This is a genomic window from Paracoccus sp. MA (assembly GCF_020990385.1).
In the GTDB taxonomy this organism is placed as follows: domain Bacteria; phylum Pseudomonadota; class Alphaproteobacteria; order Rhodobacterales; family Rhodobacteraceae; genus Paracoccus.
The window spans coordinates 942,549-958,663 of record NZ_CP087597.1 but is presented as its reverse complement, the minus strand read 5'-3'; the positions used below and the strand labels follow the sequence as shown (position 1 = coordinate 958,663).

Below are 16,115 nucleotides of genomic sequence, written 5' to 3'. Positions count from 1 at the left end.
TCAGGCGCCACCGGCAAGGATGCGCGTAACCATCTCGGAGGTATTGCGCGACAGCCCGGGCATGGCGGCCAGCCGGCCGAGCGCGGCGCGGGCATGGGCCTGCCTGCCGGCATCGTAGCGCGTCCAGGTCTCGAAGGCCGAGCACAGGCGCGCCGTGGTCTGCGGGTTCACCGGATCGAGCCGCATCAGCCAGTCCACGGTGAAATCGTAGCCCGAGCCGTCGGCGGCGTGGAAGGCGGCATGGTTCGCGGTCAGCCCGCCGATCAGGGCGCGGAAGCGGTTGGGGTTCTTCCAGTCGAAATCCGGCCGCGCGGCAAGGTCGCGGGCGCGGGCCACGGCGCGGCCGGGCGCGGCGCGCAGCGGCTGGACCATGAACCACTTGTCCATGACCAGCCGGTTCCCGGCGAATTCCCGCGCAAAGGCGGCAAGCGCCTCGGCATCCCGGCCGGCGGCGATCAGGCATTCCAGCGCCCCCTGCCGCTCGGTCATGTTCGAGGCGGCGTCGAACAGCGCCTCGGCCCGCGCGCCGCCGTCGATGCGCGACAGCAGGCCCAGGCAGGCCAGGCGCAGGCTGCGCCGCGCCGCGCCCTCGGCATCGGGCCGGTAGGGGCCGGGGGTCTGCATCGCCTCGTAGAGCCGGGCCAGCGCCGGCTCATGCGTTTGGGCGATGTCGCGGGCCAGCGCCTCGCGCCCGGCATGGATGGCGTCGGGGTCGGGGATCTGGCCGCGGGCGGCGATGGTCGTCGCGATCTCTTCCTCGCCGGGCAGCGCCAGGCAGAGCGCGGCGAAGGCGGGGTCGGCCTCGGCATCGTCCAGCAGCCCGCCGATGGCGCGGCTGAACCCGGTGCCGCCTTCGCCCCCGGCGGCCCGCGCGATCAGCCCGTCCAGCGCCAGATCGTGGCCGGCCTGCCAGCGCGCATAGGGGTCGGTGTCATGCGCCAGCAGCAGCGCCTGCTCGTCCGCGGCGATCTCGCGCGCGACCGTCACCGGCGCCGAGAAGCCGCGCAGCAGCGAGACCACCGGCCGCGCGCCCAGCCCGTCGAAATGGAAGCTCTGCTCGGCCTCGGTCATCTCCAGCACCGTGGTCGGCAGCACCTCGTCGCCATTGGGGCCGATCAGGCCGAGCGCGATGGGAATGACCCGCGGCGGCTTTTCCGGCTGGCCGGGGGTGGGCGCGGTCTCCTGGCGGAAATTCAGGGTAAGCCGGCCGTTCTGCCAGTCCTCGGAGAGCGCCAGCCGGGGCGTGCCGGCATCGGTATACCAGTGCTTGAACTGGGTCAGGTCGCGGCCGGTGGCGTCCTCGAAGACCTTGATCCAGTCCTCGATGGTGCAGGCCTGGCCGTCATGGCGGTCGAAATACAGGTCGAGCGCGCGGCGATAGCCCTGATCGCCCACCAGCCGCTTGAGCATGCCGATGACCTCGGCGCCCTTTTCATAGACCGTGGCGGTGTAGAAATTGTTGATCTCCTGGTAATGATCGGGGCGCGGCGGATGCGCCAAGGGGCCCGCATCCTCGCGGAACTGGCGGGCGCGCAGGGTCTGCACGTCATGGATGCGCTTGACCGCGGCCGAGCGCATGTCGCTGGTGAACTGCTGGTCGCGGAACACCGTCAGCCCTTCCTTCAGGCAAAGCTGGAACCAGTCGCGGCAGGTGATGCGGTTGCCGGTCCAGTTGTGGAAATATTCATGGCCGATCACGCCCTCGATGCGCTCGTAATCGCCGTCGGTCGCGGTCTCGGCACTGGCCAGCACCAGCTTGGAGTTGAAGATGTTCAGCCCCTTGTTCTCCATCGCGCCCATGTTGAAATCGTCCACCGCGACGATGTTGAACACGTCGAGATCGTATTCGCGCCCGTAGGCCTCTTCGTCCCATTTCATCGAGCGGATCAGCGATTCCATCGCATAGCCGGCGCGGTCCTGGTCGCCGGGGCGCACCCAGACGTTCAGCGCCACCTTGCGGCCCGACATGGTGGTGAAGCTGTCCGGGACCGCCACCAGATCCCCCGCGACCAGCGCGAACAGATAGGCGGGCTTCGGCCAGGGATCGTGCCAGACGGCCTGGCCCGGCGCCTGCGAGACCGGGTTGCCGTTCGACAAGAGCACCGGCTTGTCCGAGCGGATGGTGACGCGGAAGGGCGCCATCACGTCCGGGCGGTCGGGATACCAGGTGATGTGGCGGAAACCCTCGGCCTCGCATTGCGTGCAGAACATGCCGCCCGACAGGTAAAGCCCCTCCAGCGCGGTATTCGCCTCGGGGTCGATCTCGACCTCGGCGGCGAAGGTGAAGGCGTCGGGCAGGTCGGCGGCGGGGATCACCAGCCGCTCGCCCGCGGCTTGCGCGGGGTCGAGCGGGCGGCCGTCGATCGCCAGCGACAGCGTCTTCAGCCCGGCCCCGTCCAGCACCAGGTCGCCCGCGCCCTTGCGGCGGAAGTCGATCTGCGAGCGCACCCGCGTCGCGCGGGGGACGAGGTCGAATTCCAGCCGGGTCTCGGCGATCTCGTAGGGATAGGGGCGCCAGTCGGCGAGATATTGCGTGACGGTCATGCGGCACCTTCCGGGCAGGTGAAAAAAATCGACGGCACAGGGGAACTTGTGCGAAACCCAAGTGTTAGACGCAGGATAGCCGGGTCGCAAGCCGGGGTCCGTCCCGGCCGACCAGCAGCAAGCGCCAACCAGAAGAGCGAGGAACAAGCATGGCCCATTACGACCCGAACGATCCGAAACGGACGGAAGGCACCGATCCGCAACGCCCGGCCGCCGCGCCCGAAACCTATGTCGAGCCGGTCGAGCGTCGCGCCTCGCCGCTGCCGCTGATCATCGGCATCCTGCTGGCCCTGGCCATCGCCTATTTCGTGCTGCAGTATTTCATGGGCCGCGACCAGGGCGCGACCACCACCGGCGAGGATGCCGCGGTGACCACCACCGAACCCGTCGACGGCGCCACCACCGAGCCGATCGGCACCACGACCGAGCCCGCCGCCGACGCGGCCTCGGATGCGGCGACCGCCGCCGAGGATGCCGCCGAAGCCGCGGGAGAAGCCGCCAGCGAGGCCGCCACCGCCGCCGAGGATGCCGCAGATGCCGCCGGCACCGCGGTGAACGACGCGGTCGAGGACGCCACCAGCGCGGCCGGCGAAGCCGCCCAGGACGCCGCCGAAGCCGCGGGCGAGGCCGCGACCTCTGCACAGGAAGCCGCCGAGAGCGCCGCCGAGGCGACGGGCGAGGCGATGCAGGACGCCGGCGAGGCGCTGGACGACGCCATCACCGTGGAAGAGCCGGAGACCACCACGCCTCCGGCCGGTGAAACCACCACCACGCCGCCGCCGGCCAACAACTGATCGCCCCTTGGGGCTGCACGCCGCCGTCCGGTCCTCCGGGCGGCGGATTTTCAATTTATCCGCAAGAGTGAATTGCGGAACGCTTGAGGATCGGGCCGGTTGAAACGGGCGGCCGTTTGGCATACCACGGTGCACCAAGCCAGCCGGACATTTGAAGCAAGGGGAAATGCCATGGGTCGCGTGGAAAAGGCAGGATTGCGGGTCGACGAGACGCTTGCCGCCTTCATCAACGAACGTGCGCTGCCCGGCAGCGGCGTCGAGCCGCGCCGTTTCTGGGAAGGGCTCTCGACTTTGATCCATGAGTTCGGCCCCCGCAACCGGGCGCTGTTGGACAAGCGCGACGAGCTGCAATCGGCCATCGACGCCTGGCATATCGCCCATCGCGCCGAGCCGAAGGATGCCGGCGCATACCGCGATTTCCTGACCGAGATCGGCTATCTGGTCCCCGAGGGCGAGGATTTCCAGATCGAGACCCCCGAGACCGATCCGGAATTCTCCAGCATCGCGGGGCCGCAACTGGTGGTGCCGATCACCAATGCGCGCTACGCGCTGAACGCCGCCAATGCCCGCTGGGGCAGCCTTTATGACGCCCTTTACGGCACCGATGCCCTGGGCGACCTGCCGCAGGGCAAGGGCTACGACGCCGCGCGCGGCGACCGGGTGATCGCCTGGGGCCGCGATTTCCTCGACACCGCCGCGCCGCTGGCCGAGGGCTCCTGGGACGGGATCGACGGGCTGTCGGTCAGGAATGGCGCGCTGGTCCCGGCACTGCGCGACGCCGCCAAGTTCGCCGGTCATCGCGGCGAGGCCGAAAATCCGACCGACATCTTCCTGAAGAACCACGGGCTGCTGATCCGCATCGTCCTCGATCCGTCCACCTCGGTCGGCGGGCAGGACAAGGCCGGCATCGCGGACATCGTGATCGAATCGGCGCTGTCGGCGATCATGGATTGCGAGGATTCCGTCGCCTGCGTCGACGGCGCGGACAAGGCGCTGGCCTATGCCAACTGGCTGGGCCTGATGGACGGCACCCTGGCCGAAGAGGTCGAGAAGGGCGGCAAGACCTTCACCCGCCGCCTGAACCCGGACGTGACCTTCACCGCGCCCGACGGCTCGGAGGTCACCGCCAAGGGCCGGGCGCTGATGCTGGTGCGCAATGTCGGCCACCTGATGACCACCCCGGCCGTGCTGGACCGCGAGGGCAACGAGGTCTTCGAGGGCCTGCTGGACGCCATGGTCACCACGCTTTGCGCCAAGCGCGACCTGGACCGCGCGGGGCCGAAGAACTCGGTCACGCAGTCGATCTATGTGGTCAAGCCCAAGATGCACGGGCCGGAGGAAGTCACCTTCGCCTCCGAGACCTTCGATTTCGTCGAGGAGGTGCTGGGCCTGCCGCGTCACACCGTCAAGCTGGGCATCATGGACGAGGAGCGCCGCACCTCGGCCAATCTCAAGGAATGCATCCGTGCCGCGAAGCACCGGGTGGCCTTCATCAATACCGGCTTCCTCGACCGCACCGGGGACGAGATCCACACCTCGATGGAGGCGGGCGCCATGCTCGCCAAGGGCGAGATGAAGACCCAGCCCTGGATTTCCGCCTATGAGGACCGCAACGTCGATATCGGTCTGGCCTGCGGGCTGGCCGGCAAGGCGCAGATCGGCAAGGGCATGTGGGCGATCCCGGACCGCATGGCCGAGATGCTCGAGCAGAAGATCGCCCATCCCATGGCCGGCGCCAACACCGCCTGGGTGCCCAGCCCGACCGCAGCGACCCTGCACGCGACGCATTACCACAAGGTCGACGTCTTCGCCCGCCAGGCGCAGATCGCGGCCCTGCGCCGGCCCGCGCGGCTGGATGACCTGCTGACCATCCCCCTGGCCGGCGGCCGCAACTACAGCGAGGAGGAGATCGCCCGCGAGCTGGAGAACAATTGCCAGGGCATCCTTGGCTATGTGGTGCGCTGGATTGACCAGGGGGTCGGCTGCTCGAAGGTGCCGGACATCAACGACGTGGGCCTGATGGAGGACCGCGCCACGCTGCGCATCTCGGCCCAGTCGCTGGCGAACTGGCTGCATCACGGCATCGTCACCGACCGGCAGGTCATGGATGCCTTCCGCAAGATGGCCGCGGTGGTGGACCGCCAGAACGCCGGCGACCCGGCCTATCTGCCCATGGCGCCCGGCTATGACGGCGTGGCCTTCCAGGCGGCCTGCGACCTGGTCTTCCTGGGCCGCATGCAGCCCTCGGGCTATACCGAGCCGGTGCTGCATGCCCGCCGCCTGCAGGCCAAGGCCGAGCGGGCGCAGCAGGCCGCGTGATCGTCGCGCGGCTGGCCGCCCTGCCGCCGGTCTGGCTGGCGCTTTTCGCGCTGGCCGGGGCGGGGGCGGGATGGCTGATCCCGCTGCCCCTGCCCGGAGGGCTGCGCGGGGCGGGTCTGGTCCTGATCGGTGCCGCGCTGGCGCTGATGCTCTGGGCGGCGCTGACAATGGCGCGGGCCCGCACCACCGTCATGCCCGGCCGCCGGCCCGAGGCGCTGGTGACCGGCGGACCGTTCCGCTTCTCGCGCAATCCGATCTATCTGGGCGACGTGATTCTGCTGGCCGGGCTGATGCTGGCGCTGGCGGCGCCCGCGGGGCTGTTGGTGGTGCCGGCCTTTGCCCTGTTCCTGCAGCGCCGCTTCATCCTGCGCGAAGAGGCGGTGATTGCCGCGGCTTTCGGTTCCGCCTATGACCGCTATAGGATGCAGGTCAGGCGCTGGATCTAGGGAGGTCATCATGGAACGCACGCGCATCAACCGCATCATGGCCGAGGCGGCCGAGCTGATCGGCAAGGCAGGCTTCCACCTGCCGCCCTTCGCGCATTGGAGCCCCGAGGAGTTCCGCGCCCGCGCCACCCCCGCCATCCGCGAGGGGCGGCTGGGCTGGGACATCACCGATTACGGCCAGGGCGATTTCGACCGGCTCGGTCTGTTTCTTTTTACCCTGCGCAATGGCCGGCTGGCCGACCTGCAGGCCGGGCGGGGCATGGTCTATGCCGAAAAGCTGCTGATTTCGCAGGAAAACCAGATCAGCCCGATGCATACCCATGTCATCAAGACCGAGGATATCATCAACCGCTGGGGCGCCACCCTGGCCATCCGGCTCTGCGGTTCGGACGCGCAGGGCCGCATGGACCGCAATGCGCCTTGCCGGGTCGATTGCGACGGCATCCCGCGCGAGGTGGCGGCGGGCGGGGTGCTGCGGCTGGGGCCGGGCGAATCCGTGACCCTGCGGCCCGGGGACTGGCATGAATTCTGGGCCGAGGGCGGGCCGGTGCTGATCGGCGAGGTCTCGACGGTAAACGACGATCTGACCGACAATATCTTCGCGGCCCCCATCGGCAGGTTCGCGAATGTCGTCGAGGACGAGGCGCCGCTGCACCTTCTGGTCAGCGATTACGATTCTGACGTGACGTAACATTTCCGGATCGCTCCCGCCGTCACGCCCTTGTGAAAGATTATTGCGCTCTGCTATGGGGGACGTTGGAAGTCGCTAACAGGGGAGATCGCCTGGTGAAGATCGGCGGATTGAGAGAGCGTTTTGGGGGTGAGGCGCGTGTTGCGGTGACTCCGTCCTCTGCGGCGCATCTGCAGAAGCTTGGGCATGAGGTTTACGTCGAGGCGGGCGCCGGGGTTCGTGCGGGGTTTTCGGACGCGGCCTATGAGGCGGCCGGGGTCGCGGTTCTGCCGGACGCCGCGGCGCTGATCGGCGCGGTGGACGTGGTGGTCAAGGTGCGGCCGCCCGAGCCCGGGGAACTGCGGCAGATGCGGCGCGGCCAGGTGCTGATCTCGCATTTCTGGCCGGCGCAGAACCCGGACCTGCTGGAGCTGGCGCGCGAGCAGGGCGTCACCGCCATCGCCATGGACATGGTGCCGCGCATCTCGCGGGCGCAGAAGATGGATGCGCTGAGCTCGATGGCCAATATCGCCGGCTACCGGGCGGTGATCGAGGCGGCGAACAATTTCGGCCGCTTCTTCACCGGCCAGGTGACGGCGGCGGGCAAGGTGCCGCCGGCCAAGGTGCTGGTGGTGGGCGCCGGCGTCGCCGGGCTTGCCGCCATCGGCGCCGCGGTCAGCCTGGGCGCGCAGGTCCATGCCTTCGACGTGCGCCCCGAGGTGGCCGAGCAGATCGAATCGATGGGCGCGGAATTCGTCTATCTGGACTTCCAGGACCAGGTGCAGGACGGGGCCGCCACCGGCGGCTATGCCGCGCCCTCCTCGCCCGAGTTCCGCGAAAAGCAGCTCGAGAAGTTCCGCGAACTGGCGCCCGAGATGGACATCGTCATCACCACGGCGCTGATCCCCGGCCGCGACGCGCCGAAGCTGTGGACCGCCGACATGGTCGCGGCGATGAAGACCGGCTCGGTCATCGTCGACCTGGCGGCCGAGCGCGGCGGCAATTGCGAGCTGACCGTCCCGGACGAGCGCATCGTCACCGAAAACGGCGTGGTGGTGATCGGCTATACCGATTTCCCGTCGAGGATGGGGGCGCAAGCCTCTGTACTTTATGGCAACAACATCCGCCACATGCTCTCGGACCTGACGCCGGGCAAGGACGGCGTCATCGTCCAGAACATGGAGGACGACGTGATCCGCGGCTCGACCGTCACCCATGACGGCGACGTGACCTGGCCGCCGCCGCCGCCCAAGGTCGCGGCCATCGCCGCCGCGAAGCCCAAGGAAAAGCCCAAGGAGCCGACCCCCGAGGAACGGCGCGCGCAGGAAATCGCCGCCTTCCGCGCCCAGACCCGCAGCCAGGTGACGCTGCTCGGCGCGGGGGCGGTGCTGATGCTGCTGGTGGGGCTGTTCGCGCCCGCAAGCTTCCTGTCGCATTTCATCGTCTTCGTGCTGGCGGTCTTCGTCGGCTTCCAGGTGATCTGGAACGTCAGCCATTCGCTGCACACGCCCTTGATGGCGATCACCAACGCCATCTCCTCGATCATCATCGTCGGCGCGCTGCTGCAGATCGGCTCGGGCGGCTGGCTGGTGGTGCTTCTGGCGGCGCTGTCGGTGCTGATGGCGGGCGTCAACATCTTCGGCGGCTTCCTGGTCACGCGCCGGATGCTCGCCATGTTCCAGAAGTCGTAAGGGGAGAGGGCGCATGGAATACGGATTCACCACCGCCGCCTATGTGGTCGCGGCCGTGCTGTTCATCCTGTCCCTGGGCGGGCTCTCGGGCCAGGAAAGCGCCAAGCGCGCGGTCTGGTACGGCATCGCGGCCATGGCGCTGGCGGTGGTCGCGACGCTGATCGGGCCGGGCTATGGCAATTGGGGGCTGACGCTGGTCATGCTGGCCATCGGCGGCGCCGTGGGCTGGGTCGTGGCCAAGCGGGTGCAGATGACCGAGATGCCGCAGCTGGTCGCGGCCATGCACAGCCTGGTCGGCCTGGCCGCGGTGCTGATCGGCTTCAACGCCCAGTTCGAGCTGGCGCGGGTGATCCGCGCCCGCGCCACGGATGCCGCCGCGCATTTCGAGGGCTTCGCCGCGGTGCTGGCGCACAAGACCCCGGCCGAGATCGCCATGCTGAAGGTCGAGGTCTTCCTGGGCATCTTCATCGGCGCGGTGACCTTCACCGGCTCGGTGGTGGCCTTCGGCAAGCTGGCGGGCAAGATCGACGGCAAGCCCCGCAAGCTGCCGGGCGGGCATATGCTGAACGCCGGCGCGGCGGCGCTGTCGGTGCTGCTGGGCATCCTCTATTGCGCCGGGATCGGGCCGGCGGTGCCGTGGCTGCTGCTGATCACGCTGCTGGCCTTCTTCATCGGCTATCACCTGATCATGGGCATCGGCGGCGCCGACATGCCGGTGGTGGTGTCGATGCTGAACAGCTATTCCGGCTGGGCGGCGGCGGCGATCGGCTTCACGCTGGGCAACGACCTGTTGATCGTGGTGGGCGCGCTGGTCGGCTCCTCGGGTGCGATCCTGAGCTACATCATGTGCAAGGCGATGAACCGCAATTTCGTCAGCGTGATCCTGGGCGGCTTCGGCGGCGAGGCGGGCCCGGCGATGGAGATCGAGGGCGAGCAGGTGGCCATCGACGCCGACAGCGTGGCGGCGGCCTTGAACGATGCCGACGAGATCATCATCGTGCCGGGCTATGGCATGGCGGTGGCGCAGGCGCAGCAATCGGTGTCGGAGCTGACCCGCAAGCTGCGCGCCAAGGGCAAGACCGTGCGCTTCGCCATCCATCCGGTGGCGGGCCGCCTGCCGGGGCACATGAACGTGCTCCTGGCCGAGGCCAAGGTGCCCTATGACATCGTGCTGGAGATGGACGAGATCAACGAGGATTTCCCCTCGACCGACGTGGCGATCGTGATCGGCTCGAACGACATCGTGAACCCGGCGGCGCAGGAGGACCCCAACAGCCCCATCGCCGGCATGCCGGTGCTGGAGGTGTGGAAGGCCAAGCAGGTCTTCGTCAGCAAGCGCGGCCAGGGCACCGGCTATTCCGGCATCGAGAACCCGCTCTTCTACAAGGAAAACACCCGCATGTTCTACGGCGACGCAAAGAAATCCATCGACCAGCTCCTGCCCATGATCGAGTGAGGGGGGAATGACGAAAGCGGGCCGCGAGGCCCGCTTTTTCATATCCGCGCCTTTAGTCCCGGGTCCCGGCTTCAGATCGCATCCAGCATCGACTTGATGACATCGGTGGGCAGGGCGGGATGCAGTGCCAGCTTGCGGGTGCGCTTGCCCTTGCGCGGGATCAGCAGCGCGCAGCGCGTGGCAAGCGCAAGCGAGCCCTCGCCCGACTGGGCGATGGCCCCCGCCCGCCAGCGCGAATGCGGACCGAAACGCATGATGCTTTCGATGGTGCCGGGCACATAGCCCTCGGTCTCGGCCGAATCGATCAGGGCGTCGTGGATGATGGGGGGCAGATACATGGGCGCCGGCATTCGAGGATCAACATTTCAGACATGTGTTAATCCGCGGCGGCCGCGATGAGTATATGCCCTTTTGAACAGGTCTGCCATACAAGCCATGCGCGTATCGCGCCGGCCCGGTTCGTCCGCTGGCCGAAAGGCTCAGGGCGTGATCAGGATCGGCGTGCCGTCGCGCACCATGGCGTAGATATCCTCGACCTCGGCATCGGTGACGGAGATGCAGCCGGCCGTCCAGTCGTGGCGCAGCTTGGAGAGCGCCCGCCCCTCGGGGCCCTGGCCATGGATGAAGATGTCGCTGCCGGCGCTGCGCCCGATGGCTGCCGCCAGGGCCTTGTCCTGCGCATTGGGATAGGAGATCCCGATGGACAGGTGGTAGCGGCTGTCGGGATTGCGGCGGTCGATGAAATAGAGCCCCTCGGGGGTCTTGCCGTCGCCCTCGAACTGCTTGTGGCCTATGGGCTCGTTGCCCAGCCCGATGCGATAGGCTTTCAGCACCGTATTGCCGCTGAGCAGCAGCATCTGCCGCGCGCCCTTGTTGACCACGACCTGCGTGACCGGAGGGCCGGAATAGGTCTTGAACTTGCTGGGCGCGCAGGCGGCAAGCCCAAGGATAAGCGCGATGGCGCAGATGCGACTCAGCCAGCCTGTCATGCGATGCCCTCGATCCGGTGTTTTGCCTTATTTTGCCTGTCCCGCGCCCGCTGGGCAATGCGGCAGGCTTCACGAAATCCTGATGCGCCGGGCGGCGGCGTGGCAGATTTGCCAGCGCCGCGAAATCGCCGGGCTTTCCTGTTGCGGGAAAGATGGCCGCGGCTAATCATGCGGCCATGAACGACGAAGACGAACACCCCCAGCGTTACGCCCTGGTGAACGAGTTGCATGCCCGGCCCTCGCCGCGGCTTCGGGCGCCCTGCACCGCGGTCTTTCTGGCGATCAAGGAGCCGCGCGACGCCGCCAACCGCGACCGGGCCCGGGACGTGGCGCATCTGGCCGAGCTTTGCGCCCGGCACGGCGCGCCGCGCCCCGACACCAGCGCCGGGCATTACGCGGCGCAGCTGGGCCGCCATCAGCTGCGCTGGGAAAGCCATACCGAGTTCGTCACCTATGCCGCCTTCGCGCCCGGCCTGCCGCCGCGGCCCTTCGACCCCTCGGCCGGGGCGATCTTTCCGCATGACTGGCAGCACCACGCGCCGGGCAAGCGCATTGCCGCGGTGATGATCCAGGTCGATATCCTGCCGGACGATCCGGCCGACATCCTGCCGCGCCTGTCGGAATGGTTCGCGGCCGACAGCATGGCCTCGGTCTGGGTGCTGGAGGAGGCGGCGGTGGTGGCCGGCGATTTCCGCATCGATCCGGCCGGCTGGATGCGCTTTGCGCTGTTCGTCAAGCCCGGCACCCAATCGGGCCGGATCGGCCGCATCGTCCAGCGCCTGCTGGATCTCGAAACCTATCGCGCCATGTCCATGCTGGGCCTGGGCCGCGCCCGCGAACTGACCCGGCAGTTGAACGCGCTGGACCCGCAGCTCAGCGACATCGTCCAGGGCATGAGCGACGACAGCCGCCCCGCCGACGCGGTGCTGCAAGACCTGCTCTCGGTCTCGACCCGGCTGGAGAGCGCGGCGACCCAGCACGCCTTCCGCTTCGGCGCCAATGCGGCCTATGAGGCCATCGTCATGGACCGCGTCGCCTCGCTGCGCGAGTCGCGCTTTCTCGGCGGGCAGATGCTGACCGAGTTCATGGCGCGGCGCTATCTGCCCGCCATGCGGACCGCGAAATCGGCCGAGAAGCGGCTCTCGGCCATGCTGGACCGCAGCGAGCGCGCCGGCGAGCTGCTGCGCACCCGCGTCGACGTGCAGCGCAGCGCCCAGAATCAGGAGTTGATGCAGCGCATGGACCGCCGCGCCGACCTGCAATTGCGGCTGCAGCACACGGTCGAGGGGCTGTCGGTCGTGGCGATCAGCTATTACGCGGTCGGCCTGCTGGGCTATGCGCTTTATCCGCTGGCCCATGCGCTGCATATCGACAAGGCGGTGCTGGTCGCGGCGCTGACGCCGGTCGCGGTGCTTGGCGTCTGGCTGGGCATGCGGCGCATCCGGGCGCGGCTGCATGACGGCAGCGGCCACTAGCGCCGGCCGCGGGCTTGGCCGATAAGGCGCGCAATCCGTGACCCGAAGAAGGAGAGAATCGGTGAGACAGGCCCTTTCCCTTTGCGCGGTGCTGGCCCTTGCGGCCTGCGGCGTGCCCCTGGTGCCCTTCGTCTGATGGCGGGGCGGCTCATGATGTATGGCCTCGGCCATTGCTCGACCTGCCAGAAGGCGCAGGCCGAGCTGGAGGCCGCGGGCTGGCAGGTCGAATTCCGCGACGTGGCCAAGGCGCCGCTGGACCGGGAGGAATGGCAGCGCATGATCGCCGAGTTCGGCGAGAAGCTGGTCAACCGCGCCAGCCTGACCTGGCGCGGCATGTCCGAGGAGGAGCGCGCAGGCACGCCCCTGCAGATGCTTTCGGCCAAGCCCTCGCTGATGAAGCGCCCGGCCATCGTCCAGGACAACAAGCGCCTGCTGGGCTGGACCGCGAACGTCAAGCGCGCGCTGGGGGTGGCGGCCTAGGCCGCCCCTTCACACGACATAGCGGTCGCGGCGGTGGTTGATCGCGATCACCAGGTTCAGCACCAGCGCGCCCAGAAAGGACCAGGCGACGCTTTGCCAGTCGCGCAGCATCAGCGCCGCCAGGAACAGGCAGGCGTCGAAGATCAGCTGCGTCCAGCCGGCGCGAAAGCCTGTCGCGTCCTGCAGATACAGCGCCACGATGCCGATCCCGCCCAGCGAGGCGCCGTGCCGGAACAGCGCCAGCAGCGCCGAACCGGTCAGGAATCCGACCAGCACCGCGCCCACCGCGGGATGGACATGGCCGAATTCCAGCCCGGCCGGCAGGACCGCGACCAGGACCGACATCGCCGCCACGGCGATGAAGGTCTTGAGCATGAAGCCCAGCCCCAGCCGCCGGTAGCCCAGCCAGTAGAAGGGCAGGTTCACCACGAAGAACACCGGCGCGAAGCCCCAGCCGGTGGCATAGGAGATCAGGATCGCCAGCCCCGCCGTCTGGCCGGTGACGAAGCCCAGATGGGTCAGCAGCAGCACGCCGGTCGCGGCCATGAAGCTGCCATAGGCCAGACCTTGCGCGTCCTCGATCGGGCTGTGGCGGCGGGGGGATGTGTCGCTCATCCGCCCCTCTTGCCCGCGGCGGCGAGGGGCGGCAAGGGGGGCGGGCTGGGACGGATCAGCGCAGGGGCGTGACGTCGGGTCCCTCGGCGGCAACGGCGGCAGCCTCGGCCGGGGCCGCCTTCCGCGAGATCCGGGCGGTGAAGGCGTCGCTCGGGTCGCGGCGCAGCACGGCCTGGGACCCGCCGACGCGCAGGGCCTCGACCGTGCGGCGGTATTCCGCCTCGTCCAGCGCCCCGCCGGCCGAAAGCAGCGGGCCGATCCGGCGCAGCATTGCGGCCTGCCGCTGCACCGCCGCCTCGTCCGGATCGGGGCCGAGGATCAGCCGCGCGGTTTCCTCGGGATTTTCCGCCGCCTCGCGCCAGCCCTTCATGCTGGCGCGCAGAAATCCCGCCAGTTGCGCCTCGGCCTCGGGCCCGGCCAGCTGCCCGGCAAGAACGTAAAGCCCGTCCTCAAGCACCGAGGCGCCCTGGTCCCGCGGGTCGAGCTCGATCAGGCCCTCGCCCGGCAGCGGGTCGTAGCTCAGCGTGCTGATGCAGGCAGCCTGCTTCTGGCGCAGCATCTCGGCGCCCGGCCATTGCGCCAGCAGCGCGACGCCGGACAGGCTGTCGTCGGGGACCAGTCCCAGCCGGTTCAGCCAGGCCCGCAGCGGATAGTCCGTGCCCCCGAACCAGCTGCCGATGGTCTTGCCGCGCAGATCGGCGGCGCCGGCCACGCCCGTCTCGCGCAGGCAGGTCAGCCGGAGCGCCGGATGGGCGAAGATCTGGCCGATATTGACCACCGGCAGGCCGTTTTCCCGCGCCAGCAGCGCGGTGGGCAGCCATTCCACCGCCAGGTCCGCCTCGCCCCGCGCCAGCGCCTCGAAGGGCGGCGCGCCGTCGGCGGGGCGCAGGGTGACGGTCAGCCCTTCCTCGGCATAATGGCCGCGCGCCTCGGCCAGCAGGAAGCCGGCGGATTCTGCCAGGGCCGGGCCGCGCAGCTGCACGGTCAGTTCCCCGGCCCGTGCAGTCAGCGCGGCCAGCGTCAGGGCCAGGGCGGGAAGCAGGGATTTCGTCATCCGTCTCATCGCCGGCCATGGTTAGACGGCCCGGTTCAGCGGCGCAAGCAATCGCGCCGCACGATGCCGCGAGCGGCGTCAGTCGCGCGAATAGATGTCCTCGTAGCGCACGATGTCGTCCTCGCCCAGATAGGCGCCGGTCTGCACCTCGATCAGCACCATCGGCACCTTGCCGGGATTCTCCATCCGGTGCACGGCGCCCAGCGGCACATAGATCGACTGGTTCTCGGTCACCAGCGTCTCGGTGTCGTTCACCGTCACCCGCGCCGTGCCGCTGACCACGATCCAGTGCTCCGAACGGTGGAAATGCGATTGCAGCGACAGCGCGCCGCCCGGGTTGACCACGATGCGCTTGACCTGGAAGCGGTCGGCCAGCGCCAGCGTCTCGAACCAGCCCCAGGGGCGGTGGTCGCGCAGGAAGGTCTCGGCCTGCCGGGCGCCCTTGGCCTTCAGCGCCGAGACCGCCTTCCTGACCTCTTGCGCGCGGTCCATGCCGGCGACCAGCACCGCGTCCTTGGTGGCAACGACCATCACGTCCTTCAGCCCGATGCCCACCACCTCCATCCCCTCGTCCTGCGAGCGCAGCAGCACGTTGTCGCAATCGATGGCGGTCGAGCGGCGGTCGGTGACGGCGCCGCGTTCGGCCGGCGCGGCGGCCTGCGCCTCGTGCCAGACCGCGTCCCAGCCGCCAAGATCCGACCAATAGCCCGAAAAGCGCACCACCGACAGATTGTCGGCCTTTTCCAGCACCGCGTAATCCACCGAGCGGTCGGGCAGCTGCTCCCAGGGCTCGGGCGCCAGCCGCAGGAAGCCGAGATCCGTCTGGGCCTCGGCCAGCGCCGCCTCGACGGGGGGCAGGTATTCCGGCGCATGGGCCCTGAACGCCTCGACCATCGTTCGGGCGGCAAACAGGAAGATCCCGGCATTCCACAGGAAATTGCCCTGCGCGATCATCTGCGCCGCTTTCTCGGCATCGGGCTTCTCGACGAAGCGTTTCAGCACCAGCGGGCCTTCGCCCTCGTCCTCGGCCTCCATGTAGCCATAGCCGGTTTCGGGCCGGGTGGGGGCGATGCCGAAGGTGACGATGCGGCCCGCCTGCGCGGCGGGCAGGCCCAGATCGACGGCGCGGCCGAAGGCCTCGGCATCGGGCACCACATGGTCCGAGGGCGCGACCAGCAGCACCGCATCGGGGTCCTTTTCGGCGGCGCTCAGCGCGGCGGCCAGGATGGCGGGGGCGGTGTTGCGGCCAGCGGGCTCGATCAGGATGGCCGCGGGCGCGATGCCGATCTGGTCCAGCTGCTCGGCGACGATGAAGCGGAAATCGGCATTGGTCATCACCAGCGGCGCGCCGTAGCGCGGACCGTGAAGCCGGCGGGCCGAGGCCTGGAACAGGCTTTCCTCGCCCACCAAGGGCGCGAATTGCTTGGGAAAGCTCTTGCGCGAGACGGGCCACAGCCGGGTGCCCGATCCTCCGGCCAGCAGAACAGGGGTGATCGTCATGAAAATCGCTCCATCGGCCCGGGGGCCGTTTCATCCGCTTTCGTTATCCGCCGGCAGCCTTTCGCGCGCAACTTGCGCAAAC

The 16,115-nt window shown here is 68.9% G+C and carries 14 protein-coding genes; 8 read left to right on the top strand and 6 right to left on the bottom strand.

The features are described 5' to 3' along the window. Positions 1–2,544 (bottom strand): aminopeptidase N, encoded by a 2,544-nt coding sequence (gene pepN / locus LOS78_RS04675; protein ID WP_230375809.1) that lies wholly within the window; start codon positions 2,542–2,544, stop codon positions 1–3. Between the two features lie 149 nt (positions 2,545–2,693). On the opposite strand from pepN, the gene LOS78_RS04670 reads away from it, so the two are divergent. The 6 genes from LOS78_RS04670 (at position 2,694) to LOS78_RS04645 (ending at position 9,920) form a co-directional block, all read left to right on the top strand. Next, on the top strand, positions 2,694–3,338 hold the full coding sequence (locus LOS78_RS04670; protein ID WP_230375808.1) for a hypothetical protein: 645 nt from the start codon (positions 2,694–2,696) through the stop codon (positions 3,336–3,338). A gap of 171 nt (positions 3,339–3,509) precedes the next feature. Continuing rightward, entirely contained in the window at positions 3,510–5,657 is a 2,148-nt protein-coding gene (locus LOS78_RS04665) for a malate synthase G (protein WP_230375807.1), read from the top strand. Continuing rightward, positions 5,654–6,103, top strand: a complete 450-nt coding sequence (locus LOS78_RS04660; protein WP_230375806.1) for an isoprenylcysteine carboxylmethyltransferase family protein — start codon at positions 5,654–5,656, stop codon at positions 6,101–6,103. The genes LOS78_RS04665 and LOS78_RS04660 overlap by 4 nt, the downstream gene beginning before the upstream one ends. A gap of 10 nt (positions 6,104–6,113) precedes the next feature. Continuing rightward, entirely contained in the window at positions 6,114–6,794 is a 681-nt protein-coding gene (locus LOS78_RS04655) for a D-lyxose/D-mannose family sugar isomerase (protein WP_230375804.1), read from the top strand. 95 nt (positions 6,795–6,889) lie between these two features. Next, positions 6,890–8,464 carry a Re/Si-specific NAD(P)(+) transhydrogenase subunit alpha gene (locus LOS78_RS04650; RefSeq protein ID WP_230375802.1) on the top strand — a complete coding sequence of 525 codons (1,575 nt, stop codon included), beginning with the start codon at positions 6,890–6,892 and terminating at the stop codon, positions 8,462–8,464. A gap of 13 nt (positions 8,465–8,477) precedes the next feature. Continuing rightward, complete coding sequence (locus LOS78_RS04645; protein ID WP_230375799.1) at positions 8,478–9,920, top strand: NAD(P)(+) transhydrogenase (Re/Si-specific) subunit beta; 1,443 nt, start codon at positions 8,478–8,480, stop codon at positions 9,918–9,920. Between the two features lie 71 nt (positions 9,921–9,991). On the opposite strand, the gene LOS78_RS04640 is transcribed toward LOS78_RS04645, so the two are convergent. Together LOS78_RS04640 and LOS78_RS04635 are read right to left on the bottom strand one after the other, a co-directional pair. Continuing rightward, complete coding sequence (locus LOS78_RS04640) at positions 9,992–10,258, bottom strand: hypothetical protein (protein ID WP_028711199.1); 267 nt, start codon at positions 10,256–10,258, stop codon at positions 9,992–9,994. 141 nt (positions 10,259–10,399) lie between these two features. Then, a complete protein-coding gene (locus LOS78_RS04635) occupies positions 10,400–10,909 on the bottom strand; it encodes a murein L,D-transpeptidase family protein (protein ID WP_028711198.1) in 510 nt (169 codons plus the stop codon). 176 nt (positions 10,910–11,085) lie between these two features. On the opposite strand from LOS78_RS04635, the gene LOS78_RS04630 reads away from it, so the two are divergent. Continuing rightward, positions 11,086–12,384, top strand: a complete 1,299-nt coding sequence (locus tag LOS78_RS04630; RefSeq protein ID WP_230375793.1) for a DUF3422 family protein — start codon at positions 11,086–11,088, stop codon at positions 12,382–12,384. Between the two features lie 135 nt (positions 12,385–12,519). Further along, positions 12,520–12,864 (top strand): arsenate reductase family protein, encoded by a 345-nt coding sequence (locus tag LOS78_RS04625; RefSeq protein WP_230375791.1) that lies wholly within the window; start codon positions 12,520–12,522, stop codon positions 12,862–12,864. Between the two features lie 9 nt (positions 12,865–12,873). Here the strand turns inward: LOS78_RS04625 and LOS78_RS04620 are convergent, their stop codons facing one another. From LOS78_RS04620 to LOS78_RS04610, 3 genes are all read right to left on the bottom strand, one after another. Further along, entirely contained in the window at positions 12,874–13,479 is a 606-nt protein-coding gene (locus LOS78_RS04620) for a YitT family protein (protein ID WP_230375789.1), read from the bottom strand. A 55-nt stretch (positions 13,480–13,534) separates the two neighbouring features. Then, positions 13,535–14,533, bottom strand: coding sequence for an ABC transporter substrate-binding protein (locus tag LOS78_RS04615; RefSeq protein WP_230375787.1), 999 nt, complete (start codon positions 14,531–14,533; stop codon positions 13,535–13,537). A 78-nt stretch (positions 14,534–14,611) separates the two neighbouring features. Continuing rightward, positions 14,612–16,033 (bottom strand): mannose-1-phosphate guanylyltransferase/mannose-6-phosphate isomerase, encoded by a 1,422-nt coding sequence (locus tag LOS78_RS04610; RefSeq protein ID WP_230375785.1) that lies wholly within the window; start codon positions 16,031–16,033, stop codon positions 14,612–14,614. Positions 16,034–16,115: the final 82 nt, after the last annotated feature.